Source organism: Planococcus plakortidis, from assembly GCF_001687605.2.
Taxonomy (GTDB): Bacteria; Bacillota; Bacilli; order Bacillales_A; family Planococcaceae; genus Planococcus; species Planococcus plakortidis.
On sequence record NZ_CP016539.2, the window covers coordinates 1,528,151 to 1,549,553 of the forward strand.

Sequence of the window (21,403 nt, forward strand, 5' to 3'; positions counted from 1 at the left end):
GAGAGCTTAAGGAGGGAACTATATCCCATGACAAAATTCAACGAATACCGCCTCAAGCCATTTTTGCTTGAAGCGGTCAAACAACTCGGTTTTACAGAACCGACAGCCATCCAGAAGGAAATGATTCCACAAATCATGAGTGGAAACAGTGCGATTGGCCAGTCCCACACAGGTACAGGCAAGACCCATAGCTTTATCATCCCGATCGTCGAGCGCATCGATGTGTCCAATCAGGAAGTCCAGGCCGTAATCGCGGCGCCGACACGTGAACTCGGAACACAGATTTATAACGAAATCCAAAAACTGATTGGCGATTCCGGCATCGAAGTGAAATCGTTCATCGGCGGAACGGACAAACAGCGCTCGATCAATAAATTGAAGACGCAGCCGCATATCGTCATCGGCACGCCAGGGCGCCTGAAGGACCTGGTCAATGAAAATGCGTTGCTTGTCCATACAGCCAAGATCCTGGTCGTTGATGAAGCCGATCTGGCATTCGATATGGGCTTTATCGAAGAGATCGACCAAGTCGCAGGCAAGATGCGCGATGATCTGGAAATGTACGTATTCTCAGCCACGATTCCGGAGAAACTCAAGCCGTTCCTGAAAAAATACATGGCCAACCCGGCCCATATCAAAATTGGCGATAAGCGGCCGGTTGCAGAAGGGCTCGATTTCTATTTGGTGCCGGTGCGCAGCAAAAAGAAAGTTGAACGCCTGCAGGAAGTGATGAAAATCATCAATCCGTACCTCGCCATCATTTTTGTCAACACACGCACGAATGCCGATTACATCGCTGAAGAATTGGCAAAAAACGGTATTCGCGTCGGGAAGATCCATGGCGATCTGGCGCCGCGTGAACGCGTCAAGATGATGAAGCAAGTGCGTGATCTGGAATACCAATACATCGTTGCGACAGACCTTGCCGCCCGCGGGATCGATATCCAAGGGGTCAGCCATGTCATCAATTATGAATTGCCGGAAGACCTGGAATTCTTCATCCACCGCGTCGGGCGGACAGCGCGTGCGGGCCTTAAGGGTGTCGCCATCACCTTATTCAGCCCGGAAGATGAAGACGCTATCGTCCGCGTCGAGAAGATGGGCATCCCGTTCCAGCAAAAGGATATCGTCAAAGGTGAATTTGTCGACATGAAAGAGCGCCACAGCCGGAAAAAGCGTGTGCGCACGGAAAATGAAGCTGACACCAAAGCGAAATCGATGGTCCATAAACCAAAAAGCGTCAAACCGATGTATAAAAAGAAAATGAAATGGAAAATGGACGAAATCAAAAAAGCGGAACGACGCAAAAACCGCAAAAAGTAAGGGGTTATATAAATGCTATTAGGATCGCATGTCTCGATGAGCGGCAAGAAAATGCTGCTCGGCGCGAGCGAGGAAGCCGCTTCCTACGGCTCGACCACATTCATGATCTACACAGGGGCACCGCAAAACACCCGCCGCAAACCGATCGAGGAACTGAACATCGAAGCGGGCCGGGCGCACATGGCGGAACACGGCCTGTCGAATATCATCGTCCACGCGCCTTATATCATCAATATCGCCAACACGACCAAACCGGCAACCTTTGAACTCGGCGTCGAGTTTTTGCAGTCGGAGATCGAACGTACGGCAGCACTCGGCGCGGAACAGATCGTCTTGCACCCCGGTGCACATGTCGGCGCGGGAGTGGAAGCCGGCACCCAGAAAATCATCGAAGGCCTCAACGAAGTGCTGACAAAGGATTTTCCGGTCAATATCGCCCTTGAGACGATGGCTGGAAAGGGCAGTGAAATTGGGCGCAATTTCGAGGAGCTGGCAGCGATCATCAACGGCGTGACGCATAACGAGCGCTTATCGGTTTGCTTCGATACATGCCACGTCCATGATGCGGGATACGATATCAAAGAAGATTTCGACGGGGTGCTGGCGGAATTCGACCGCATTATCGGCATCGACCGCCTGCAGGTCTTGCACATCAATGACAGCAAAAACGTGCGCGGGGCAGGGAAAGACCGACACGAGAACATCGGCTTCGGCGAAATCGGTTTTGATGCACTCAATTCGATTGTCCACCATAAACAATTGATGCATGTGCCAAAAATACTCGAGACACCGTATGTCGGCCTGGATGCGAAAAAGAAAAAAGCGCCGTATGCATATGAAATCGAGATGTTTAAAAACGGCATTTTTGCGCCTGATGAAATCGAGAAGATGAAATTACCGATCGAATCCCAATAATTCACATAAGGAGCTGGACCGGACGCCATCAAACACGGCATGCCGGTCCAGCTTTTTTGTATCAAAAAATATCATCCGTCCTTGCCGAAAAAGATACAGCATCTTTCAAGCGGGCGCTTTACGATTTGCAGTTTTCCGCATCGGCTTGCAAAAGCTTTACGGAAAAGCCCAAACGGTTTACAGGAAGGTACAAGTGCTCTATACTTTCTATAGTAAATCGTAATCATTCTTATTGGAAAAGGGGCGACCCTATGGCAGCGCCATTGATCAACATTAAAGAAGTCAGCTATGAATATGAACAAACCAAAGCATTGGACCACATTTCGATGGCAGTGGAAGAAGGCGATTTTTTGGCGATCCTCGGCCCGAACGGCTCGGGGAAATCGACTTTATTGAAAATCATGCTTGGGCTCATCCGGCCATCCGAAGGCAGCGTGGAATTGTTCGGCATCGATTCGAAGCAATTCAAACATCGCGAATGGATCGGCTATGTGTCCCAAAAGTCGAATTCGTTCAATTCAGCTTTTCCGGCCACCGTCCAGGAAGTGGTGGCAGGAGGCTTGGCGAAAAAAACCGGCTTGTTCCACAAATTGCCGAAAAACACAGCCAAGCAAGTCGAAGAAGCGCTTGATGCGGTCGGCATGAAAGCATTCATGGACCGCAGCATCAGCGAACTTTCCGGAGGCCAGCAACAGCGCGTCTTCATCGCGCGTGCCCTTGTCTCGAAGCCGAAAGTGCTCATTCTCGATGAACCGACAGTCGGCATCGATGTCCAGAATGTCCAGGCATTCTATGATATGCTCGCCGCGCTCAACCGGGAGCGCAATATTACGCTTGTGCTCGTGACGCATGATGTCGATACAGTAACCGACCGCATCACGCATGTTGCGTGCTTGAACCAAACCATCCATTTCCACGGTTTCAAAGACCAGTTGCACATGATGAGCGATGAGAAGCGCGAAGCGTGGTATGGCCATTCCGTACGGAAAATCCATCATACGGAAGGGACCCACACACATGTTTGAGGCTATCTTATCCTATGAATTCCTGCAAAACGCATTCGCATCCGGCTTGATCATCGGCGTCATCGCGCCGCTGCTCGGTGTCTTCATCGTGGTCAGGAGGCTATCGCTGATCGCAGATGCCTTAAGCCACGTGACGCTTGCGGGCATTGCCGGAAGCCTTTATTTAAGCCAAAGTGTCGGTGCGCTCGCGCTATTAAATCCGTTGTATCTCGGGATCGCATCATCCGTGATGGGTTCGATGCTCATCGAACGGCTGCGCAGCGTCTATAAGCATTATGAAGAATTGGCCATCCCGATCATCCTTTCCGCGGGTATCGGCTTCGGTGCCATTTTCATTTCCCTGGCGGAAGGGTTTTCGAGCGATTTGTTCGGGTATTTGTTTGGCACGGTGTCAGCCGTCAGCCGTCAGGATTTGTTCATCGTCGCAGGGATTGCCGTGGTCGTTTTGGCGTTTATCCGTATCTTCTTCAAGGAATTGTTTGTCTTGTCCTTCGATGATGAATATGCCAGGGCATCCGGCTTGCCTGCAAAATGGATCCATTTCCTGTTCATGATCGTCACGGCACTGGTCATTGCAGGTTCGATGCGCATCGTCGGCATCCTGCTCGTGTCGTCCTTGATGACCATTCCGGTAGCGACGGCGATGCGCGTCGCCAAAAGCTTCAAGCAAACCATCTGGCTATCGATCCTGTTTGGTGAAGTATCGGTCTTGACCGGTTTGGTTGCCGCCTTTTACTTCGATTTGGCGCCAGGCGGCACAATTGTTGTCACATCCATTGCCATTCTGCTGGTCATTCTGGCTTATCGAAAAATCTCGTTACCTAAGAAAAGGGGGGCAGCCGCATGAATTTGAATAAAGCGTGGGGCATCCTGAAAGAAAACGGTTTTAAGGAAACGACAAAACGCAATCAGATACTGGAAATCTTCGAAGGGGACGAACGCTATCTGACGGCCCGTGATATTCTGGATGTCATGCAAAAAGATTATCCAAGCATGAGCTACGACACTGTCTACCGTAACTTGGCAACATTTGTGTCGCTCGACATTTTGGAGGCAACGGAGTTGTCCGGTGAAAAGCATTTCCGCATGCATTGCGAAAGCGACCATCACCACCATCATTTCATCTGCATGGACTGCGGCAAGATCAAGGAAATCCCGTTGTGCCCGATGGACTTGTTGGGTGCGGCATTGCCGGCCTATGAAATCGACAATCACAAATTCGAAATCTACGGGAAATGCCCAGAATGTAAATAAACGCTACTATTGAAAAGGGCCTGACAGTTCATGCTGTCAGGCCCTTTTTTATCTACACATGATAGAAACAGGCAAATAAAAAAAGCGCAAGTTAGACTTGCGCTCTTTCGTTTACCGCTTGAGCAGTTCCTGTTGAATGCCGAATTCTTTTTTCACCCACTCGTCAGCTTCGAGCCAATCGTAGACGCGGACCACTTTGTTCGGTACCGGCTCACGGTTGTAGGGGGTGTCGAACAAGATGACCGGAATGTCCAATTCCTCGGAAATCTCTACCGCATTGTCATGTTTGTCTTCGAAGAACAAATCAACATTATGCGCTTTGGCGGTGCTGATTTTTTTATGCGTGCCGATCAATTCGATATGGTCGTAGGCAATCGCGTGCTGTTCGAACCAATCGTATGTGACGTTTCGAACGTTAGCTCCGCGTGCCGAGATAAAATACAGTTCGTATTGGTCTTTCCAGTTATTGATGATTTGTTTGGCGTCTTTCGAGATTGGAGAAGACGCGTAAATTTTCGGTTCGTGCTTTTTGAACCAGGAGTAGAACTCTTTCTTATCAAGCTGCGGCAAAGCAGCTGTCAAGTCGTATTCCCGGATGTCCTCGATGGTCAATTCACTGCCGAATGCTTCATTGATGTGTGGAATCAGCGAAGTGGGGCAAGTGACAGTGCCGTCGATATCGATGCCAAATCGATACATATCATCACAACCTTATGCTTGTTGTTGTTCCAGTTCCTTCTGCTTTTTCTCTTCCGCCTGTTTAGCGAAATATTCTTCCGCCAATTTGTCGATCTCGATCTTCAATTCCTCGACCATGGTTTCTTCAGGCACTTTGCGGACCGTTTTGCCGTGCATGAAGAGCAGGCCCTCGCCGCGTGCGCCGGCGATGCCGATATCGGCTTCGCGCGCCTCGCCTGGACCGTTGACGGCACAGCCAAGAACAGCGACTTTGAGTGGTGCTTTGATCGTAGAGATGTATTCTTCCACTTCGTTCGCGATGGAAATCAAGTCGATTTCGATCCGTCCGCAAGTCGGGCACGAGATGAGCGTCGCTGCGTTCGACGACAAGCCGAAGACTTTCAGGAGTTCACGGGCCACTTTGACTTCCTCGACAGGGTCTGCACTCAAGGAGACGCGGAGCGTATTGCCGATGCCTTTTGCGAGCAATGCCCCGAGCCCTGCAGAACTTTTCACGGTACCTGAGAACAAAGTGCCGGATTCCGTGATGCCGAGGTGGAGCGGGTAGTCGAATGCTTTCGATGCCTTTTCGTATGCTTCGATGGCTAGGCTTACATCGGATGCTTTCAACGAGACGATGATGTCGTGGAAATCAAGGTCTTCGAGGATCTTGATGTGGTGCAATGCCGATTCGACCATGCCGTCCGCTGTCGGATAGCCGTATTTCTCGAGGATTTTGCGCTCGAGCGAGCCGGCGTTAACGCCGATGCGGATCGGGATGCCTTTCGCTTTCGCTGCGTTGACGACCGCCTCGACTTTTTCACGGCGTCCGATATTGCCCGGGTTGATGCGGATTTTATCGGCACCCTGCTCGATGGCGATCAACGCCAGTTTGTAGTCGAAATGGATATCGACGACCAAAGGGATATTGATCTGTTTCTTGATTTCACCGATGGCATAAGCTGCCCGTTCATCGGGGCAAGCGACGCGGACGACTTGGCATCCGGCTTCTTCAAGGCGGAGAATCTCCGCGACCGTAGCTTCTACATCGTGCGTTTTCGTTGTCGCCATACTTTGTATGAATAGTTCATTGCTTCCGCCAATCGTAATGTCGCCGACTTTGACGGGGCGTGTTTTTGAACGGTGAGTCATTTCGCTCATGTTAAATTTCTCTCCTTTTTGTGAGTTTCCGGTAATCCGGACGGTTACTCAGCTTACCTTGCACGGAATTTATGTGCTGGTCTATTTCTCTTGCCTATAGCCATTTTAGCAGTGTCCCGTTTGAAAAGACAAGAAAGACGGCTGTTCTGTACAGATTCTTTACAACAGCGCAATATTAACGCGTTGTTCTGGCAGCTGGGGCTTTCGGGTAGAAGCGTGCCGCATTATATAGAAGAAACAATGTCCATAAACTCGTCAACAGCGAAATCCATAAGCTATTGACCCAGAAACTCGCCACATATGCGGCTATGGTCGGCACGGTGACAGCGAGCGCTGCCGTGCGCCACATATGGCGGTATTCCCCGCGGCGCTTGAGAAAGGCGAGAAAACCGTAACCGAATGCCGCGAATACGCTGATTTTGATGAAGTGGTACAGCGTTGTGGAGACAAACAGGAAAATGAGCGCGAACGGGTAGAGCAGCCATTCGATTTCTTCTATGAATTGCAGCAAGCCTTCGAGTTCGGATGAGCTCGAGCCGATGCCAAGCACGAACTCGGCAAAAGAAATAAGCGAAAGCAAGGCAATGAACCAGAAAACGAATGCCAGGATGCGGCCGATCGGCATGATGCGGACCGCTGCGCGTTTTTTCGGTTCCATGAAGCTTGCTTTAAATAATTGGTAGAGGTTCACAACAATCTTCCTTTCCGTATGTATTGTAATATTATCACGGAAAATAGGGAATACCGGGGGCTTATGTTACGGGTTTGTAAATTTTCAATAAAGGTATTTACATTTACTTAGCGAAGTATTCATAATAGGTGAGGTGTGATTACGTTATATTTAGGAGTTGAATGTGAATCGTGGAAATGAATTGGCAGGAAGTACTGTTTACCTTCATCGGGGGCCTCGGTATTTTCCTATTCTCAATCAAGTATATGGGTGACGCTTTGCAGAAAGCTGCGGGCGATAAATTGCGGGACATCTTGGACCGTTTTACGACCAATCCGTTCATGGGTGTCTTGGTCGGGATCATCGTAACGATCCTGATCCAATCGAGTTCAGGGACGACCGTTATCGTCGTCGGCCTCGTCAGTGCCGGCTTCATGACGCTGAGACAAGCGATCGGCGTCATCATGGGCGCCAATATCGGAACGACCGTCACGGCGTTCATCATTGGCCTCGATGTGGGGGCATACTCGCTGCCGATCATGGCGGTCGGGGCATTCCTGATTTTCTTCTTCAAGAAAAACCAAATCCAGAACATCGGCCAAGTCATTTTCGGTTTCGGCGGATTGTTCTTCGGGATGGAGACGATGAGCGGGGCGATGAAGCCGCTTCGTGAATTGCCGGCCTTCATCGACATGACCGTCAACTTGAGTGAGTTCCCGATCCTCGGCGTGGCAGCCGGGACGATCTTCACTTTCATCGTCCAAAGCTCGAGCGGGACGATCGCCATCCTTCAAGGGCTTTATGCAGAGAACTTGCTCAGCCTCGATGCCGCATTGCCGGTCCTTTTCGGTGACAACATCGGGACGACCGTGACGGCGGTGCTCGCGGCACTCGGGACATCGATCGCAGCGCGCCGTGCAGCGGCTGTTCACGTCCTGTTCAATGTCATCGGCTCCATCATCTTCCTGATCCTGCTCGTGCCGTTTACGGCGTATGTCGAGTGGCTCACCGGCGTTTTGGATCTCGAGGCGAAAATGCAGATCGCTTTCGCGCACGGTACATTCAACGTGGCGAACACATTGATCCAATTCCCGTTGATCGGCGTTTGGGCATACCTTGTGACTAAAGTGATCCCAGGCGACGAAGTGCTTGTCGAATTCAAGCCGAAGCATTTGGACTTGAACTTCATCGAGCAGTCGCCATCGATCGCCCTAGGCCAAGCCAAGGAAGAAGTCTTGCGCATGGGCAAATATTCCGTGCAGGGGCTTGAAGAAACATATGAATATTTGAAAACCAGAAGCAAGAAGCACGCTGAAATGGGGTACCAACTGGAAGATGCCATCAACAACCTGGATGGCAAGATCACCGACTACCTCGTGCTCATCTCAGCAGAATCAATCTCGGCAGCGGATTCCACGCGCCACACGATGCTGATGGAAACGGTCCGCGACATCGAACGGATCGGCGACCATTTCGAAAACATCATCGAATTGATCGATTACCAGGAAGCGAATAAAGTGAAATTGACCGGCGAAGCGATGGAAGACCTGGACGAAATGTTCACACTGACCATTGCCACCGTTTCGAAATCACTCGATGCCCTTGACACGACAAGCCACGAGCTTGCGCGTGAAGTGGCGGAGCAAGAAGACCTGATCGACAAAATGGAACGCAAATTCCGCAAGAAACACATCCTCCGCCTGAACGAAGGCGCATGTTCTGCACAGGCAGGAATCGTCTTTGTGGACATCGTCAGCAACTTGGAGCGGATCGGCGACCACTCCGTCAATATCGCGGAAGCCATCCTCGGCAACCGTACATGATCCATACTCCCTTTCATCCTTTACATTTCTCGAATTGTAAGGCACGATGAAAGGGAGTTTTTATATCGGAATAAGGAGGGCTCGAGATGCTCGAAATTGTCGGCTGGGTTTTTGTGCTTGTATTTTTTGCGATCGGCTTCATCGGACTTGTCTATCCGGTCATCCCGGCGTCGCTGTTCATTTTCGGCGGGTTTATCATTTATGGCCTGTTTTTCAGCTTTGCTGATTTGCCGTGGTGGTTCTGGCTCATCGAAATCTTATTCGTCCTGTTATTGTTCGGTGCGGACTTTTTGGCCAACGCGGTTGGCGTAAAGAAATTCGGCGGTTCAAAGGCCGGTTTGGTGGGCAGCACGGTCGGGTTGATCTTCGGTCCATTTATCATCCCGTTTGCCGGCATCCTGATCGGCCCGTTCCTCGGGGCCATCATTGCAGAGATCCTCGTCAATCGGTCATCAATCAAAAAATCGATCCGCTCCGGAATCGGCTCGGTGGTCGGCTTCATTACTTCTGCACTGACGAAAGGCATCATCCAAGCGGTGATGGTCGGCATCTTCTTCTGGGTGATTTGACTGCCATCTCCGACTAAGGTCTGAAAAGGGCAGGTCGATATGCTTTATATTTGTGTCGGTCTGAAAATTTTGATACGCTTAGAAAGTAGAACAATAGACTCAAGGAGGAATTTAATCATGGCATACGAACTACCGGAACTACCTTACGCGTACGATGCGCTAGAACCGCACATCGACAAGGAAACAATGAACATCCACCACACGAAACACCACAACACGTACGTTACAAACGTAAATGCGGCATTGGAAGGTCATGACGATCTTTCTTCAAAATCAATCGAAGAATTGATTTCTGACTTGAACGCAGTGCCTGAGGACATCCGCACAGCTGTCCGCAACAACGGCGGCGGCCATGCGAACCACTCGCTATTCTGGCAGCTTCTTTCACCGAATGGCGGCGGGCAGCCGACTGGCGCGGTAGCGGACGCGATCAACAGCAAATTCGGAAGCTTTGACGAGTTCAAAGAAAAATTCGAAGCTGCAGGCAAAACGCGCTTCGGTTCTGGCTGGGCTTGGCTAGTCGTCTCTAATGGCGAATTGGAAATCACTTCAACGCCAAACCAGGATTCCCCATTATCTGAAGGCAAAACGCCGATTCTTGGAGTGGACGTCTGGGAGCACGCCTACTACTTGAAATACCAGAACCGCCGTCCGGATTACTTGGCAGCATTCTGGAATGTCGTCAACTGGGACGAAGTTTCCGAGCGCTACGAAGCCGCTAAATAATTGTTAAATATTGAAACCCAGGCACACACTTTTTCGTCTGAAAAAGTGTGTGTTTTTTTATGTCCGTGCTATACTAACAACTGGATATTTTTTTGAAAGGAGCTACGCGCTCATGAAAACCCCTCAAAAACGTCGTGTGTCTCTGGCAAAGTCCAAACTCCAGTCCAATACGACCTTTCGGATGAACATACTCTTTTTTGCTATTTTTCTGCTGTTTTCCATGCTCATCCTGCGGCTAGGGTATTTGCAGATCGTTAAAGGGGAAGATTATGCCCGGGCGATTGCGAGAACCGAGGAAGTGGCGGTCAATACAAGCGTGCCGCGTGGCCGAATTTTTGATTCTGCCGGGCGCCTGCAAGTCGATAACGAGCCCGTCAACAGCATTACCTATACGAAGATGCAGACGACCAAGAGCAGCGAGATGCTGGAAGTGGCAAAAGAACTCGCTAAATTGATCGAAAAAGATACGAAGAAAGTGACTTTGCGCGATAAGCAAGACTTTTACATACAATTGAATACAGAGAGCGCAACGGAAAAAGTGACAGCTGAAGAACGTGCTGCGATCGAGGCTGAAGATATTCCTCAGAAAGAGAAGCAGCAGAAGCTCGATGCTTTAGTCCGCGAGAAAATCACGGATGAAGAACTGAATAGCCTGACAGAGGAACAATTGGAAGTGCTCGCGATTTACCGGGAAATGTCATCAGGCTATGCTTTATCGCCGCAGATCATTAAAGGCGAAGGCGTGACCGATGAAGAATTTGCCGTGGTGTCAGAGCGCTTGACGGACCCGAAATTGGAAGGCGTCAATACGGTGACGGATTGGAAGCGTGTGAAAATGACCGATTTGACGATTCTCGGCAGCACGACGACGCCTGACCAAGGGATTCCTGCCAACCGCCTCGACTATTATTTGAGCCGTGATTACTCCCGCAATGACCGCGTTGGCACGAGTTTTCTGGAACAGCAATACGAAGATGTGCTGCAAGGGCAGAAATCGATCGTCAAGAACGTCACTGACGGGCGCGGGCGTGTCATCGAGACAGTGCCTGTAGATGAAGGCGAGCCCGGAAAAGATTTGGTGTTGACGATAGACAGCGAACTCCAGTATGAGTTGGAAAAAATCGTCGAAGAGAAGTTGCTGGCTTTAAAAGCCGGTCCCAACTCACAGCTGGTCAAAGATGCTTATTTGGTCATGATGAACCCGAACACCGGTGATGTCTTGTCCATGGTCGGCAAACGTGTCGGCGAGGACGAAAATGGTAAGCGTGTCGTCAATGACTACGCGTTCGGCACCTTCACTGCGGCTCATGAAATGGGATCAACCGTCAAGGGTGCGACGCTCTTGACTGGCTATGCACAGGATGCCGTGGAGATTGGGGAAGTGCAGATCGACGAACCACTGAAGTTCGCGGGCACTACCCAAAAGAATTCGATCTTCAATACGACAGCGTTCAACCGCATCCCGATGAATGATTTGATGGCGATTGAACGTTCCTCCAACGTCTATATGTTCAAGATTGCGCTGGACATCGCAGACAGGCAATACCAATACAACCGGGGCTTGAGCGTCGCCCCTGAAAGTTTCGCCCTGATGCGCAATTCATTCGCGCAGTTCGGCCTCGGAGTCGAAACCGGCATCGATTTGCCGAACGAAGGCACGGGTTATGCCGGTGGGGTCAGTCCAGGGACGAAACTTTTGGACCTTGCAATCGGCCAGTTCGATACGTATACGACGATGCAATTAGCACAGTATATTTCCACAATCGCCAATGATGGCTACCGCATGCAGCCGCATGTCGTCAAGGAAATCCGCAAATCCTCTTCTGACGGCGAGACGCTCGGGCCAATTGAGACTATTATGGAACCGAAGATCATGAACCGCATCAATAATACGCAAGAAGAAATCGACCGTGTTAAAGAAGGCATGCGCAATGTGTACATCGGAAGCTCCGGATCTGCGCGCGGCCAGTTCAGCGATACGCCATACACAGCAGCCGGCAAGACCGGGACTGCGGAAGCCTATTTCTACGAACGTGGCCATGCACTGCACGGCACGTTGAACGTCAACATTGCCCATGTCGGTTTCGCGCCATATGAGGACCCAGAGATCGCTTATGCGGTAGTCATTCCCTTTGTAACGACAAATCCCCGTGAAGTTCCGAGAACGAATAACGAAATCGCCCGTGCCGCGGCGGATAAATATTTTGAATTGAAAGCAAAGCGCTCGGAAGACGAGCCGAATAAAATCAAGCCGCCGATCAGCGGCACGCGCATCGAATAATCGTTTCCTTCCTTTTATAAAATAACCGCCTGACCAAAGTCCCGTGACGGGAATTGGGCAGGCGGTTTTTCGCTTTTTCAATAAGGCTTTCGTCATTTACAATTTCTTAACAATGGCTTCATATGTCCTCAACAATAGAATCGTATAGTTGGTCTTGTAAACAACAAACCATATTAGGGGGAAACATTAAAATGAGAAACTGGAAGTTCGCTATGGCATCAACAATTCTTGGAACGGCATTTCTACTTGGCGCATGTGGCAGCACAGAAGAAACTGCAACAGGCAGCGAAACGGCTGATTCCGCTTCAGACGAAGCAGTAGTTGAAGGTTCGGTCACTGGTGATGGATCGTCAACAGTCGCGCCAATCCTCGAAGGCATTGTTGAAGAATACGCAGCAGTTCAACCTGAAGTCCAAGTAACGGTCGGTGTTTCCGGTACGGGCGGTGGATTCGAAAAATTCATCCAAGGCGAAACAGCTTTCTCGAATGCTTCTCGACCAATTAAAGAAGAAGAAGCAGCTGCTCTAGATGAAGCGGGCATTGAATATACAGAATTCCTTCTTGCTTATGACGGGCTATCAGTAGTCGTCAACCAGGAAAACGACTGGGTAGAGGATTTGACAGTTGAAGACTTGAAAAAACTTTGGGTAGAAGATGGCAGCACGAAAATGTGGTCAGACATCAACCCGGAATGGCCGGATGAAGAAGTCGTCTTCTATGCGCCAGGTACAGCTTCTGGAACATACGATTATTTCAATGAAGTCATCCTAGAAGATGAAGACATCGTTGAATCGGCGACATTGTCTGAAGACGACAATACGCTCGTGCAAGGAATCCAAGGGGATCCAAATGCGATCGGATTCTTCGGCTATGCTTACTACATTGCGAACCAAGATACATTGAAAGTCGTAACCATCGATGGCGTCGAGCCAACTCCTGAAACGATTGAATCCGGTGACTATTCGCCACTGTCACGCCCGCTCTTCACTTACGCCAACAATGCGAAAATTGCTGAAGATGAAGCGGCTTACGATTTCATGCAGTTCACTTTGGAGAACGCCGGGCAAATGGCCGAAGCTGTTGGATACGTTCCATTGGCAGTAGAAGATTACGAGCAAGGCTTGGCAGATCTTAAAGCGTTGAAATAAATCAAGTTGCAAGTTCAGTCTTAGGGTGAGCAGCTGCTGCTCGCCTTTTGCGGTTGAAAGGGGATTCCATTATGCGGACATCGGTTCAAGAACTGATCGCAAAGTCGAAAGATAAGAAAAGTAAAAAAGTCATTGAGAGACTCATCCCGATTCTATTGTTTCTGATCGCTTCTGTTTCGGTTTTGACAACTATCGGGATTGTCCTGACATTGATCATTGAAACCATTACCTTCTTTACGCGGGTGCCGCTCGCCGATTTCATCCTTGGCACGACTTGGCTGCCGTTCGCCAATAGCGGAGCGCAGTTCGGCATTTGGCCATTGATCGTCGGTACGCTGAAAATTACCGGCATCGCGATTATCGTGGCTGTGCCGATCGGCATTTCAGCTGCCATTTACTTGAGCGAATACGCTTCTGATAACGTACGGCGCATCGTCAAGCCGGTCCTTGAAGTGCTGGCGGGGGTCCCGACCATCGTCTACGGCTTTTTCGCCCTGACGTTCGTGACACCTGTATTGCAAAGCTTTTTCCCGGAGATCAAGATCTTCAACGCGATTTCACCGGGGATTGTCGTTGGCATCATGATTATCCCGATGATTGCTTCACTGTCTGAAGACGCCATGTCATCTGTCCCGAAAAGCATTCGCGACGGGGCGCTTGCCATGGGCTCGACAAAGTTTGAAGTCGCTTGGAAAATCACTGTTCCAGCCGCATTTTCCGGCATCATTGCCTCGGTTGTGCTCGGTTTGTCCCGTGCGATCGGCGAGACGATGATCGTTTCGCTTGCGGCAGGTTCCACGCCGAAATTCGATGGCGATTTCACCGGTTCGATCCAGACAATGACCGCCTATATCGTGCAAGTATCCAAAGGCGATGCCGGCTATGGGACGACAATCTATTATTCCATTTATGCGGTCGGGTTTACCTTATTCCTCTTCACGATGGCGATGAATATCCTGGCAGGCTATATGTCAAAACGTTTCCGGGAGGAATATTAAGATGAGATACGTTGAACACGAAAAGGTTGTTCGTCGCATGAACGGCCGGATGATCGTTAACCGGGTCTTTCAAGGGCTCTTCATGTTTGCCACGGCGCTTGCGCTGCTTGCGTTGGTCATCTTGCTGTACCGGATCGTCAGTCAAGGGGCAGGGCATTTATCGCTTGATTTCCTGACCAATTTTGCATCGCGGTTCCCGGAAAAAGCAGGGATCAAAGCGGCGCTTGTCGGGTCGATTTGGTTAATGGCAGTTGTCGCCCCGACATCCATTTTGCTTGGTGTGGGGTCCGCGATTTATTTAGAGGAATACGCCAAAAAAGGACGCATCACGACGTTTATCCAAATGAACATTTCCAACTTGGCGGGCGTTCCGTCGGTCGTCTTCGGACTTTTGGGATTGACGATTTTTGTCCGCGCTTTGGCGCTCGGCAACAGCATCCTCGCAGCAGGCTTTACGATGAGCTTGCTCATCCTGCCGGTCATTATCGTAGCGGCACAGGAAGCGATCCGTTCGGTTCCTGGCGAATTGCGCGATGCATCGTACGGCATGGGTGCTACCAAATGGCAGACCATCGTGCGCATCATTTTGCCGGCAGCAATTCCTGGCATTCTAACAGGCAGCATTCTTGCCTTGTCGCGTGCCATCGGCGAAACGGCGCCACTGATCGTCGTCGGTATCCCGGTCATCATCCAATTTTTGCCGGAAGGCGTCATGGACACGTTCACCGCTTTGCCGATGCAAATCTACGACTGGTCGAGCCGCCCACAAGCGGAGTTCCAGACAGTTGCAGCTGCCGGGATCATCGTCTTGATGGTCGTGTTGTTATTCATGAATTCAATAGCAGTCTTCATTCGGAACAAATTCGATAAATCCTATTAAAGTGTCATGCGGAAGGGGAGTTCATTATGAACACAGCAACGATCAAAACGAAAATCGATACAGCACAGCCTACTTCAGTAGAACTAGCTGAAAAGGAAAGTGTCTATAGCACGCGTCAATTGAATCTATGGTATGGCAATAACCATGCCTTGAAAAACATTGACTTGGAAATCGGGGAAAACGAAGTGACGGCGATCATCGGGCCATCAGGGTGCGGGAAATCGACTTATTTGAAAACCTTGAACCGCATGGTGGAACTGGTGCCTTCCGTGAAAACTTCAGGCGCAATTCATTACCGCGGCCGTAATATCTTCGATTCCAGTTACGGGGTTGAAGAATTGCGCACACGTGTCGGCATGGTGTTCCAAAAGCCGAATCCGTTCCCGAAATCGATTTACGATAATATTGCCTACGGACCGCGCATCCATGGCATCAAGAACAAGAAAATCCTGGACGAAATCGTCGAGAAAAGCTTGCGCGGCGCAGCGATCTGGGACGAAGTGAAAGACCGCCTGAACGAAAATGCATACGGCATCTCGGGCGGCCAACAGCAGCGGATCTGCATCGCGCGGACATTGGCGATCGAACCGGACGTCATCTTGATGGACGAGCCGACTTCTGCTCTCGACCCGATTTCAACATTGAAGATCGAAGAATTGGTGCAGCAGTTGAAGGAACAATACAGCATCATCATCGTAACGCACAATATGCAGCAAGCTGCGCGGATTACCGATAAAACTGCCTTCTTCTTGAATGGGGAAGTCATCGAATACGACCGTACGGATACCATCTTCTCGAACCCTGCCGACAAACGGACAGAGGATTATATTTCAGGTCGATTCGGCTGACCCACAACTCTAATCAGGGAGAACGAGAGCTTCCTGCTGGCCGTGACAAATGGATGAATGGGAGGAACAGTAAATGGCAGTACGCGAAAAGTTTGAATATGAATTGCACTCAGCGCAGGAACAATTGATTACACTCAGCACGATGGCAATCGATGCACTCGACAAATCGATGGACGCGCTCATCGCCCATGATATCGACAAGGCGCTTCAAGTGATCGATAATGATGCCAATATCAACCGGCTCGAAGAAGAGCTCAATGACCAAGTGATTCTCATGATCGCCAAGCAATCACCGGTTGCGACCGATCTCAGGCGCTTGATCGTCACGATCAAAGTCGCATCGGACATGGAGCGGGTCGGGGATTATGCCGTCAACATCGCGAAAGAAACGATCCGCATCGGGCAGCAGGAGTTGCTTGAGCCGATCGGCAAGATCGGGCGCATGCACGAACTCGCCACTTCCATGCTGCGCCAAGGCATCGATGCCTTGATAGAGGAAGACGTGGAAAAAGCGAAGGAAATTGCCGAGCTCGATGATGAAGTCGACAATTTATACGGTGAAGCGATCCGGCTGTTGTTCCAACATAGTGCCAGAGAGCCTGAAAAACTCAGCCAAGTGACGCAGCTGGCGTTTGTCAGCCGTTATATGGAGCGCTCTGCGGATTATGCGACCAATATTGCGGAGCAATTATTCTATCTCGTCCGGGGCCGCCATTACGATCTGAACAAATGAAGGGAAACCACAGTTACGGCTGTGGTTTTTTATTTACGGAAATCACCGGGACACGGGATTTTTCAGTAGACAATCACTGAAGGTATGCTATAATAATTAAGTCGTATAGATCACGCTTATTAATGAAATGGATTTTTGAAAGAATTGGGAGGGATATCGATGCGTGTAAACATTACACTAGCTTGCACAGACTGTGGCGAAAGAAACTACAGCACTGTTAAAAATAAGCGCAACAACCCTGAGCGTCTTGAATTGAAAAAATATTGCTCACGTGAAAAGAAAATGACAACACACCGTGAAACGAAGTAAGTAATTGACTGCCAAAACCTCCCGGGGTTTTGGCTTTTTCTTTTGTTAGGTGCAGTTTACTATAGAACATATACATAGACAGGCTATACAGTTCAGCAGAAAGGGCGTTTGCGCAATGGAAAAAGCAGTATTGAGAAAATCGGTCATCGGCCAAATGAACGAACTCGCGAAATCGGAGCATGCAAGCAAGTCATCGGCGATTTTGGAAAAACTCCTGGAAGACCCCGATTTCCAGCAAGCCGAGAGCATCGGTGTGACCATTTCGCGCTGGCCGGAAGTCGACACGATGCCGCTGATCGAAACGTGCTGGCGTTTGGGGAAGAAAGTTGCCGCGCCAAAATGTTTTGCGAAAGGCCGGACGATGGACTTCCGCCTGTTCGACAGCTTTGAGCAATTGGAAGTGGTGTATATGGACTTGAAAGAGCCTATCGAAGCTTCGACACAGCCAATTGGCGCCGACAGCATCGATTTATTGATCGTGCCCGGCGTGGTCTTCACGGAGAGCGGTTATCGCATCGGCTTTGGCGGCGGTTATTACGATCGTTATTTGAGCGGATACAGCGGCAATACACGGTCCTTGGCGTTCGAACTCCAGCTAGCTACGGGATTGCCGATCGAAAGCCATGACATCCCGGTCGACGGCATCATCACTGAAAAACGAACGATCGATGCAAAGGCGGTGAGAGCATGAAAGACCTCTACGATGTAATGCAATTGCTGAAACGGTACGGAACGATCATCTACACTGCGGATTTCATTTCAGACATCGATTTGATGGAATCCGATATCCGAGAACTGTATGACCATGAGTTCATCACGCCGCGCGAATATGCATCCGCTTTGATGATTTTGCGCCAGAAACGCACAGAATATGAGAAAAAGGGAAAATCATGAAACCGGAAGCGTTTTGCGGCGTCCAGTAAGGGTAATTGCTTTTGTTAGAAGGGAATTTGTTCTATACTATAAGGTATTGAATTTCCATTTTACTTGATACTGAAATTTGCACGAACCGGACAAACGCTCCGGAAAGACGAGGAGGATGTGCGGCAATGAAAAACAAAGAATGGCCCAAGCATTCGGTCCTGGCCATCGCAGTCATCGCGACATGGTTGACGACATATGCCGTCTACAAAACGGCCTTTTCCATTACAATCGACAATGCATTGCAGGAATTCATCCTGTTCCTGAACCCCTTGAGCTTATTATTATTCGCCTATGGAGGCGCGCTCTTCTTCAAGAGCAAGAAAGCGCGGAACCGCTATATCGTAGCTATCGCCGTCGCGACATCGATCATCCTGTACGGCAATGTGGCGTTTTACCGCTTCTTTACGGACTTCATCACTTTGCCCGTGTTGTTCCAGACAGATAATTTCGGCGACCTCGGCAACAGTGCGGCCGCGAGCATCTACTGGACTGACATTCTCTATTTCGCCGATATCATCATCATCCTCTTGGCGATGCGCTTCGTGAAGGAAAAGGAGACGGTTGCCAAATCGGCAGCGACACACCGCAAGGCATATTTCGTCCTGTCGGCAGCGGTGCTGTTCTTCAATCTCGGCCTTGCGGAAGCGGAACGCCCGCAGCTGTTGACGCGCAGCTTTGACCGCGAAATGCTTGTCAAGAACCTGGGCGTGTACAATTACCACTTGTACGATATCTATATCCAATCGAAATCGCAAGCGCAGCGAGCGCTTGCGGACGGCTCCGAATTGACGGAAGTGACCAACTATGTCCGTTCGAACCAGGCTGAACCGTCAGAGGAAATGTTCGGCGCAGCGGAAGGGCGCAACCTGATCGTCGTCACGCTGGAGTCATTGCAGACTTTTGTCTTGAACAATGAAATGAACGGTGAGACCATCACCCCTTTCATGAATGATTTGACACAAGATAAAGATACAATCTACTTCCCGAACTTTTACCACCAGACCGGGCTCGGCAAGACATCCGACTCTGAGTTCCTGCTCGAGACCGGCATGTATCCGTTGAGCGGAGGCGCCGTGTTCTTTACGCATAGCGGCAATACCTTCAATTCCATGGCGGAGAAGATGGGCAATGAAGGTTATTCGACCAATGTCCAGCACGCCAATACGAAAAGCTTCTGGAACCGTGACATGATGTATGAATCGCTTAACATCGATAAGTTCTACGATCTCCAGAGCTTCACGGTGGAAGAAGGGCAAGCGGTCAACTGGGGCATGAAGGACATCCCTTTCTTCGAGCAATCCGTCGGCCATATGACCGAAATGCAGCAGCCGTTCTATACGCGCCTGTTGTCGCTGACCAACCACCATCCATTCACTTTGGATGAAGAAGACAAGCTAATCAGCGAATTCGACTCCAATTCCGGCACTTTGAACCGTTACTTCCAGACAGCGCGTTATCTGGATGAAGCAGTCAAGTCCTTATTCGAGGACTTGAAAGAGCAAGGATTGTACGAAAACTCCATCATCGTCATGTACGGGGACCACTACGGGATCTCCGACAACCATAACGAAGCGATGGCACAATATCTGGGCAAGGAAATTACGCCGTATGAATCGGCGCAATTGCAAAAAGTGCCATTTTTCGTCCATATCCCAGGATATGAAAAAGGATATGTTGATGAGGAAATCGGAGGCCAAGTGGACATGCGTTCGACCATCTTGCATTTGATGGGCATGGAAACCGAGAAAGATATCCAATTCGGTGGCGATCTGTTCTCAGAAGAACACGAGGAATTCGTCATTTTCCGTGACGGGCGATTTGTCACCGATGAGTATGTCTATGCAGCGAATGTCTGCTACGATATCGAAACTGGAGAACCGGTGGAAGACCAAAGCGTATGCGACCCGTATGCTGAACGTGCCCTGGAGGAACTTCAGTATTCCGAGTCGATCATCAATGGCGACTTGCTCAGGTTCTATGAAGAGGAAAACGGCCAATTGAAAACATTGGGTGAACAAGAACAACCGTAATCATAAAGGGCTGCTACAACCGTTCCGGTGTGGCGGCCCTTTTCTTTACGGAAAATAAAAAAACCGGCGCATTGGATGCGCCGGTTTCTTCTTTCTTAGTGAAGGCCAGGTGGGTAACCGTGTGTAATGAGAGTTGCAACGGTGAAACCGCCGAAAATCACAAAGGTCCCAAAATTAAATAAGAATCCTAAAACTTCTTTGTTTTTTAGCGTTTGAACTGTACCGATTGCAGCCAAAACTGCAGTGAGGCCGAAAATAACCATCAAAATCCAACTCATCTTATGACACTCCCTTCAACTTTAACAGCCAGTGCCGTCTTCTACTCTTTATATTGTAAAGAAAGTGAGCAAGTTTGTCGAGCCGTAAAAATGTCATTCTATTGAACAAGCAGGGAATGTCTTCATGATATACTGCAATAGAGGTGAGGAATATGTTGAAAATTGACCGGTTGGAACTAGGGCCAGTGCAGGCGAATTGCTATATCGTATCAGGCGACGCCAAGCAATGCCTTATTTTTGACCCTGGCGAGGAAGCCGGAAAAATCCAGGAACTACTGAAACGCAAGCAATTGACGCCGCTTGCGATTCTTCTGACACATGCCCATTTCGACCATATCGGGGCAGTCGACGAATTGAGGGAGGTATATGGAATCCCCGTCTACCTTCATTATAAGGAGCGCGATTTCCTGGGCTTGCCGAATTTGAACGGATCGGGCAAATACGCGGCGTTGCCGGATTATCGCGTAGCGGAAGCCGATAAATTGATCACAGAGGAACGATCGCTTGAAATCGGGCCATTCAAGATGGAACTATACCATACGCCTGGACATTCGCCGGGGAGCGTCAGTTTTTATTTCCCGCATGACCGTTTCGCGATCGTCGGGGATACCTTGTTCGCGGGAAGCATCGGCCGCACCGATTTGGCGGAAGGCTCCGAGCAAGTGCTGTTGAAGTCGATCCGAGAGTCGCTATTGACGCTGCCGGACGAAACATTCCTGTTCCCGGGACACGGGCCGGAAACGACCCCTATACAGGAAAAACACCATAACCCTTTCTTGCAGAGGTAATAGAAAGGCAAAAAAAAACGGCCGAGAAGGCCGTTTTTTTGC

At 49.8% G+C, this 21,403-nt stretch carries 23 protein-coding genes; 19 read left to right on the forward strand and 4 right to left on the reverse strand.

Features of this window, described 5'->3' with window-relative positions:
• Nucleotides 1-27 precede the first annotated feature (27 nt).
• The 5 genes from BBI15_RS07740 to BBI15_RS07760 all read left to right on the forward strand — a co-directional run bounded on the left by BBI15_RS07740 (nucleotide 28) and on the right by BBI15_RS07760 (nucleotide 4,517).
• Nucleotides 28-1,323, forward strand: a complete 1,296-nt coding sequence (locus BBI15_RS07740) for a DEAD/DEAH box helicase (protein WP_068869037.1) — start codon at nucleotides 28-30, stop codon at nucleotides 1,321-1,323.
• Between the two features lie 12 nt (nucleotides 1,324-1,335).
• Nucleotides 1,336-2,238, forward strand: coding sequence for a deoxyribonuclease IV (locus tag BBI15_RS07745; protein WP_068869038.1), 903 nt, complete (start codon nucleotides 1,336-1,338; stop codon nucleotides 2,236-2,238).
• Between the two features lie 251 nt (nucleotides 2,239-2,489).
• A complete protein-coding gene (locus BBI15_RS07750) occupies nucleotides 2,490-3,263 on the forward strand; it encodes a metal ABC transporter ATP-binding protein (RefSeq protein WP_068869039.1) in 774 nt (257 codons plus the stop codon).
• Nucleotides 3,256-4,110: a metal ABC transporter permease gene (locus BBI15_RS07755; protein ID WP_068869040.1), complete on the forward strand. Its 855-nt coding sequence runs from the start codon at nucleotides 3,256-3,258 to the stop codon at nucleotides 4,108-4,110. The genes BBI15_RS07750 and BBI15_RS07755 overlap by 8 nt, the downstream gene beginning before the upstream one ends.
• Nucleotides 4,107-4,517, forward strand: a complete 411-nt coding sequence (locus tag BBI15_RS07760; RefSeq protein WP_068462005.1) for a Fur family transcriptional regulator — start codon at nucleotides 4,107-4,109, stop codon at nucleotides 4,515-4,517. The genes BBI15_RS07755 and BBI15_RS07760 overlap by 4 nt, the downstream gene beginning before the upstream one ends.
• Nucleotides 4,518-4,628: 111 nt before the next feature.
• On the opposite strand, the gene BBI15_RS07765 is transcribed toward BBI15_RS07760, so the two are convergent.
• The 3 genes from BBI15_RS07765 to BBI15_RS07775 all read right to left on the reverse strand — a co-directional run bounded on the left by BBI15_RS07765 (nucleotide 4,629) and on the right by BBI15_RS07775 (nucleotide 7,047).
• Nucleotides 4,629-5,216, reverse strand: coding sequence for a hypothetical protein (locus BBI15_RS07765; protein ID WP_068869041.1), 588 nt, complete (start codon nucleotides 5,214-5,216; stop codon nucleotides 4,629-4,631).
• 12 nt (nucleotides 5,217-5,228) lie between these two features.
• Nucleotides 5,229-6,356 carry a flavodoxin-dependent (E)-4-hydroxy-3-methylbut-2-enyl-diphosphate synthase gene (ispG, locus tag BBI15_RS07770; protein WP_068869042.1) on the reverse strand — a complete coding sequence of 376 codons (1,128 nt, stop codon included), beginning with the start codon at nucleotides 6,354-6,356 and terminating at the stop codon, nucleotides 5,229-5,231.
• Between the two features lie 175 nt (nucleotides 6,357-6,531).
• The gene (locus tag BBI15_RS07775; RefSeq protein WP_084632790.1) at nucleotides 6,532-7,047 is read right to left on the reverse strand and encodes a DUF1189 family protein; all 516 of its coding nucleotides are present in this window, start codon (nucleotides 7,045-7,047) and stop codon (nucleotides 6,532-6,534) included.
• A 170-nt stretch (nucleotides 7,048-7,217) separates the two neighbouring features.
• Here BBI15_RS07775 and BBI15_RS07780 point away from each other — a divergent pair, with 170 nt between their 5' ends.
• The 13 genes from BBI15_RS07780 to BBI15_RS07835 all read left to right on the forward strand — a co-directional run bounded on the left by BBI15_RS07780 (nucleotide 7,218) and on the right by BBI15_RS07835 (nucleotide 20,295).
• Nucleotides 7,218-8,849 carry a Na/Pi cotransporter family protein gene (locus tag BBI15_RS07780; protein WP_068869043.1) on the forward strand — a complete coding sequence of 544 codons (1,632 nt, stop codon included), beginning with the start codon at nucleotides 7,218-7,220 and terminating at the stop codon, nucleotides 8,847-8,849.
• Nucleotides 8,850-8,935: 86 nt separating this feature from the next.
• Entirely contained in the window at nucleotides 8,936-9,418 is a 483-nt protein-coding gene (locus tag BBI15_RS07785) for a DUF456 domain-containing protein (RefSeq protein WP_068869044.1), read from the forward strand.
• Nucleotides 9,419-9,535: 117 nt separating this feature from the next.
• Entirely contained in the window at nucleotides 9,536-10,144 is a 609-nt protein-coding gene (gene sodA / locus BBI15_RS07790) for a superoxide dismutase SodA (RefSeq protein ID WP_068869045.1), read from the forward strand.
• Nucleotides 10,145-10,256: 112 nt separating this feature from the next.
• Nucleotides 10,257-12,425, forward strand: a complete 2,169-nt coding sequence (locus BBI15_RS07795) for a peptidoglycan D,D-transpeptidase FtsI family protein (RefSeq protein WP_068869046.1) — start codon at nucleotides 10,257-10,259, stop codon at nucleotides 12,423-12,425.
• 191 nt (nucleotides 12,426-12,616) lie between these two features.
• On the forward strand, nucleotides 12,617-13,573 hold the full coding sequence (locus tag BBI15_RS07800; protein WP_068869047.1) for a PstS family phosphate ABC transporter substrate-binding protein: 957 nt from the start codon (nucleotides 12,617-12,619) through the stop codon (nucleotides 13,571-13,573).
• 71 nt (nucleotides 13,574-13,644) lie between these two features.
• Nucleotides 13,645-14,571, forward strand: coding sequence for a phosphate ABC transporter permease subunit PstC (gene pstC / locus BBI15_RS07805; protein WP_068869048.1), 927 nt, complete (start codon nucleotides 13,645-13,647; stop codon nucleotides 14,569-14,571).
• Nucleotide 14,572: 1 nt separating this feature from the next.
• Complete coding sequence (pstA, locus tag BBI15_RS07810) at nucleotides 14,573-15,451, forward strand: phosphate ABC transporter permease PstA (protein ID WP_068869049.1); 879 nt, start codon at nucleotides 14,573-14,575, stop codon at nucleotides 15,449-15,451.
• A gap of 26 nt (nucleotides 15,452-15,477) precedes the next feature.
• Nucleotides 15,478-16,299 carry a phosphate ABC transporter ATP-binding protein PstB gene (pstB, locus tag BBI15_RS07815; protein ID WP_068869050.1) on the forward strand — a complete coding sequence of 274 codons (822 nt, stop codon included), beginning with the start codon at nucleotides 15,478-15,480 and terminating at the stop codon, nucleotides 16,297-16,299.
• 73 nt (nucleotides 16,300-16,372) lie between these two features.
• Nucleotides 16,373-17,032, forward strand: coding sequence for a phosphate signaling complex protein PhoU (gene phoU, locus BBI15_RS07820; protein ID WP_068869051.1), 660 nt, complete (start codon nucleotides 16,373-16,375; stop codon nucleotides 17,030-17,032).
• 159 nt (nucleotides 17,033-17,191) lie between these two features.
• Entirely contained in the window at nucleotides 17,192-17,341 is a 150-nt protein-coding gene (gene rpmG, locus BBI15_RS16255; protein WP_082799233.1) for a 50S ribosomal protein L33, read from the forward strand.
• Between the two features lie 115 nt (nucleotides 17,342-17,456).
• Complete coding sequence (locus BBI15_RS07825) at nucleotides 17,457-18,032, forward strand: 5-formyltetrahydrofolate cyclo-ligase (protein ID WP_068869052.1); 576 nt, start codon at nucleotides 17,457-17,459, stop codon at nucleotides 18,030-18,032.
• Nucleotides 18,029-18,235, forward strand: coding sequence for a YqgQ family protein (locus tag BBI15_RS07830; RefSeq protein ID WP_068869053.1), 207 nt, complete (start codon nucleotides 18,029-18,031; stop codon nucleotides 18,233-18,235). Before BBI15_RS07825 ends, BBI15_RS07830 begins: the two co-directional genes overlap by 4 nt.
• 155 nt (nucleotides 18,236-18,390) lie before the next feature.
• Entirely contained in the window at nucleotides 18,391-20,295 is a 1,905-nt protein-coding gene (locus BBI15_RS07835) for an LTA synthase family protein (protein WP_068869054.1), read from the forward strand.
• A gap of 95 nt (nucleotides 20,296-20,390) precedes the next feature.
• Here BBI15_RS07835 and BBI15_RS07840 read toward each other — a convergent pair whose 3' ends face one another.
• The gene (locus BBI15_RS07840) at nucleotides 20,391-20,573 is read right to left on the reverse strand and encodes a DUF2759 domain-containing protein (protein ID WP_068869055.1); all 183 of its coding nucleotides are present in this window, start codon (nucleotides 20,571-20,573) and stop codon (nucleotides 20,391-20,393) included.
• Between the two features lie 152 nt (nucleotides 20,574-20,725).
• Here BBI15_RS07840 and BBI15_RS07845 point away from each other — a divergent pair, with 152 nt between their 5' ends.
• A complete protein-coding gene (locus tag BBI15_RS07845; RefSeq protein ID WP_068869056.1) occupies nucleotides 20,726-21,361 on the forward strand; it encodes an MBL fold metallo-hydrolase in 636 nt (211 codons plus the stop codon).
• The last annotated feature ends 42 nt before the right edge of the window (nucleotides 21,362-21,403 follow it).

What these genes read in the sequence shown, in the direction of transcription:
- BBI15_RS07760 (WP_068462005.1), top strand. Translation starts at nt 4,107, where the DNA reads ATGAATTTGAATAAAGCGTGGGGCATCCTGAAAGAAAACGGTTTTAAG.
- BBI15_RS07750 (WP_068869039.1), top strand. Translation starts at nt 2,490, where the DNA reads ATGGCAGCGCCATTGATCAACATTAAAGAAGTCAGCTATGAATATGAA.
- sodA (WP_068869045.1), top strand. Translation starts at nt 9,536, where the DNA reads ATGGCATACGAACTACCGGAACTACCTTACGCGTACGATGCGCTAGAA.
- BBI15_RS07830 (WP_068869053.1), top strand. Translation starts at nt 18,029, where the DNA reads ATGAAAGACCTCTACGATGTAATGCAATTGCTGAAACGGTACGGAACG.
- BBI15_RS07785 (WP_068869044.1), top strand. Translation starts at nt 8,936, where the DNA reads ATGCTCGAAATTGTCGGCTGGGTTTTTGTGCTTGTATTTTTTGCGATC.
- BBI15_RS07755 (WP_068869040.1), top strand. Translation starts at nt 3,256, where the DNA reads ATGTTTGAGGCTATCTTATCCTATGAATTCCTGCAAAACGCATTCGCA.
- BBI15_RS07745 (WP_068869038.1), top strand. Translation starts at nt 1,336, where the DNA reads ATGCTATTAGGATCGCATGTCTCGATGAGCGGCAAGAAAATGCTGCTC.
- BBI15_RS07795 (WP_068869046.1), top strand. Translation starts at nt 10,257, where the DNA reads ATGAAAACCCCTCAAAAACGTCGTGTGTCTCTGGCAAAGTCCAAACTC.
- rpmG (WP_082799233.1), top strand. Translation starts at nt 17,192, where the DNA reads ATGCGTGTAAACATTACACTAGCTTGCACAGACTGTGGCGAAAGAAAC.
- BBI15_RS07740 (WP_068869037.1), top strand. Translation starts at nt 28, where the DNA reads ATGACAAAATTCAACGAATACCGCCTCAAGCCATTTTTGCTTGAAGCG.
- pstA (WP_068869049.1), top strand. Translation starts at nt 14,573, where the DNA reads ATGAGATACGTTGAACACGAAAAGGTTGTTCGTCGCATGAACGGCCGG.
- BBI15_RS07835 (WP_068869054.1), top strand. Translation starts at nt 18,391, where the DNA reads ATGAAAAACAAAGAATGGCCCAAGCATTCGGTCCTGGCCATCGCAGTC.
- pstB (WP_068869050.1), top strand. Translation starts at nt 15,478, where the DNA reads ATGAACACAGCAACGATCAAAACGAAAATCGATACAGCACAGCCTACT.
- phoU (WP_068869051.1), top strand. Translation starts at nt 16,373, where the DNA reads ATGGCAGTACGCGAAAAGTTTGAATATGAATTGCACTCAGCGCAGGAA.
- pstC (WP_068869048.1), top strand. Translation starts at nt 13,645, where the DNA reads ATGCGGACATCGGTTCAAGAACTGATCGCAAAGTCGAAAGATAAGAAA.
- BBI15_RS07825 (WP_068869052.1), top strand. Translation starts at nt 17,457, where the DNA reads ATGGAAAAAGCAGTATTGAGAAAATCGGTCATCGGCCAAATGAACGAA.
- BBI15_RS07840 (WP_068869055.1), bottom strand. Translation starts at nt 20,573, where the DNA reads ATGAGTTGGATTTTGATGGTTATTTTCGGCCTCACTGCAGTTTTGGCT.
- BBI15_RS07845 (WP_068869056.1), top strand. Translation starts at nt 20,726, where the DNA reads ATGTTGAAAATTGACCGGTTGGAACTAGGGCCAGTGCAGGCGAATTGC.
- BBI15_RS07800 (WP_068869047.1), top strand. Translation starts at nt 12,617, where the DNA reads ATGAGAAACTGGAAGTTCGCTATGGCATCAACAATTCTTGGAACGGCA.
- ispG (WP_068869042.1), bottom strand. Translation starts at nt 6,356, where the DNA reads ATGAGCGAAATGACTCACCGTTCAAAAACACGCCCCGTCAAAGTCGGC.
- BBI15_RS07765 (WP_068869041.1), bottom strand. Translation starts at nt 5,216, where the DNA reads ATGTATCGATTTGGCATCGATATCGACGGCACTGTCACTTGCCCCACT.